This window comes from Streptomyces sp. NPDC054841, assembly GCF_053611045.1.
Window position 1 is genome coordinate 1 of the sequence record NZ_JBSGZO010000726.1, and the last position, 3,090, is coordinate 3,090.

A 3,090-nucleotide genomic window follows, 5' to 3' on the forward strand; every position below is an offset into this window, starting at 1 on the left:
TCATACTGGGCGTATTCGGGCGATCCGACAACGCAGCGAGGTGCCGTAGCTGTCGTCGTGCGCCCGCCGGGGATTACGGGACAGCCCTTAGCGTGACCGCCATGGAAATCACCATCCACGCGACCTTCCTCCCGCACGACGACCCTGCACCTTCGAGCGGCTGCAGGCCTGCGACGCCGAGGTCGTCCAGGAGCCGACGGAGCAGCCGCAGGGCGTTCGCGACTGCGCCTTACGCGATCCCGCGGGCGACCTGATCCGCATCCAAGAGCTGCGCTGAACCGTCCGGCGATCGCGCTGACGGCCACGCCGACGGATGGACCGACCGACAGGCACCTGGGCGGCACCCGGGCCGTCCGGCTGGGGCCGGGTGGTTCCGTTCCGCACATCCCCGCGCCTTGGTTCTCGCGCCGAGCGCCACCCCGGCCGGAGTCGGGCGGACGGGCCTCGCGCCACCCCGGCCGACACCGCCGATCAGGTTGTCCCCGTCCGTTGCCGCGACCGCGCCGACGGAGGACGACCAGACGTTACGCTCGAAGCTCGTCAGATCGAGCCAGGCGACGCCGACGGAGCCGACAAAGACCGCGAAGGCGGCCCCGCCCGACAGATGGAGACCCGATGAGCAAGGCCACGAGGACGGACACGCAGTCGCCTGCGCTGCACGTTGCCGACAGCCACGATCTGATCCGCGTGCACGGCGCGCGCGAGAACAATCTCAAGGACGTCAGCGTCGAGATCCCCAAGCGCCGGCTGACGGTGTTCACCGGCGTGTCCGGCTCGGGCAAGAGCTCGCTGGTGTTCGACACGATCGCCGCGGAGTCGCAGCGGCTGATCAACGAGACCTACAACGCCTTCGTGCAGGGCTTCATGCCGACGCTGGCGCGGCCGGAGGTCGACGTACTCGACGGGCTGACGACCGCGATCAGCGTCGACCAGCAGCGGATGGGCGGCGACCCCCGCTCCACGGTCGGCACCGCCACCGACGCCAACGCGATGCTCCGCATCCTGTTCAGCCGGCTCGGCGACCCGCACATCGGCCCGCCCAGCGCGTACTCCTTCAACACGGCCACGGTGAAGGCGAGCGGCGCGATCACGGTCGAGCGCGGTGCCAGGACCAAGGCCGAGAAGGCGACCTTCACCCGCACCGGCGGCATGTGCACGCGCTGCGAAGGCCGTGGCAAGGTCTCCGACATCGACCTCACCCAGCTCTACGACGACTCCAAGTCGATCGCCGAGGGCGCTTTCACCATCCCCGGCTGGAAGTCGGACAACGTGTGGACCGTGGGGATCTACGCCGAGTCGGGCTTCCTCGACCCGGACAAGCCGATCCGCAGGTTCACCAAGAAGGAGATGCACGACTTCCTCTACCGTGAGCCGACCAAGGTGAAGGTCAACGGCGTCAACCTCACCTACGAGGGGCTGATCCCGAAGATCCAGAAGTCCTTCCTGTCCAAGGACAAGGAGGCGATGCAGCCGCACATCCGGGCGTTCGTGGAGCGGGCGGTCACCTTCACCACCTGCCCCGAGTGCGACGGCACCCGGCTCAGCGAGGGGGCCCGGTCGTCGAAGATCAAGGGGATCAGCATCGCCGACGCGTGCGCGATGGAGATCCGGGACCTGGCCGAGTGGGTCCGCGGGCTCAAGGACCCCTCGGTGGCGCCGCTGCTCACCGCGCTGCAGGGCACCCTCGACTCGTTCACGGAGATCGGCCTCGGCTACCTCTCGCTCGACCGGCCGGCGGGCACGCTCTCGGGCGGCGAGGCGCAGCGGGTCAAGATGATCCGCCACCTCGGCTCCTCGCTCACCGACGTCACCTACGTCTTCGACGAGCCGACCATCGGCCTGCACCCGCACGACATCCAGCGGATGAACGACCTGCTGCTGAGGCTGCGGGACAAGGGCAACACGGTGCTCGTCGTGGAGCACAAGCCGGAGGCGATCGCGATAGCCGACCACGTCGTGGACCTCGGCCCGGGCGCCGGTACGGAGGGCGGCACCGTCTGCTTCGAGGGCACCGTCGAGGGGCTGCGGGCGAGCGACACCGTCACCGGCCGCCATCTCGACGACCGGGCCACCCTCAAGGAGACGGTCCGCACGCCCACCGGCTCGCTGGAGATCCGCGGCGCGACGGCGAACAACCTGCAGGGCGTCGACGTCGACATCCCGCTCGGGGTGCTGAGCGTCGTCACCGGCGTCGCCGGCTCCGGCAAGAGCTCGCTCGTGCACGGGTCCATCCCCGCCGACGGCGGTGTGGTGTCGGTCGACCAGAGCCCGATCCGCGGCTCGCGGCGCAGCAACCCGGCGACGTACACGGGGCTGCTCGACCCGATCCGCAAGGCGTTCGCCAAGGCCAACGGCGTGAAGCCGGCGCTGTTCAGCGCCAACTCCGAGGGCGCCTGCCCCACCTGCAACGGCGCCGGCGTCATCTACACCGACCTGGCGATGATGGCCGGCGTCGCCACCGCCTGCGAGGACTGCGAGGGGAAGCGGTTCCAGCCCTCGGTGCTGGAGTACCACCTCGGCGGCCGCGACATCAGCGAAGTGCTCGCGATGTCGGTGACCGAGGCCGAGGAGTTCTTCGGCGCCGGTGAGGCGCGCACCCCCGCCGCGCACAAGATCCTCGAGCGGCTCGCCGACGTCGGGCTCGGCTACCTCAGCCTCGGTCAGCCCCTGACCACACTGTCCGGCGGCGAACGGCAGCGGCTCAAGCTGGCCACCCACATGGCCGACAAGGGCGGCGTCTACGTCCTCGACGAGCCGACCACCGGCCTCCACCTCGCCGACGTCGAGCAATTGCTCGGCCTGCTCGACCGGCTCGTCGACTCCGGCAAGACGGTCATCGTCATCGAGCACCACCAGGCGGTCATGGCACACGCCGACTGGATCATCGACCTCGGCCCCGGCGCCGGCCACGACGGCGGCCGGATCGTCTTCGAGGGCACACCCGCCGACCTCGTCGCCGCCCGCTCCACCCTCACCGGCGAGCACCTCGCGGACTACGTCGGCGCCTGACCGAGGCCCTCGCGGACACCGTGGGACGAGTCCTCTCCGGCCGGAGAGGACTCGTCAGGTGCGGGCATCGGGACGGGGTGG

Annotated in this window: 1 protein-coding gene and 1 pseudogene; both read left to right on the forward strand. The window is 70.2% G+C overall.

What is annotated here, in order from left to right; genetic code table 11:
• Window positions 1-148 precede the first annotated feature (148 nt).
• Window positions 149-277 (forward strand): annotated as a pseudogene (locus ACWGI8_RS42355) (VOC family protein); the annotation flags it as partial.
• A gap of 338 nt (window positions 278-615) precedes the next feature.
• Entirely contained in the window at window positions 616-3,009 is a 2,394-nt protein-coding gene (locus tag ACWGI8_RS42360; protein WP_453668791.1) for an ATP-binding cassette domain-containing protein, read from the forward strand.
• The last annotated feature ends 81 nt before the right edge of the window (window positions 3,010-3,090 follow it).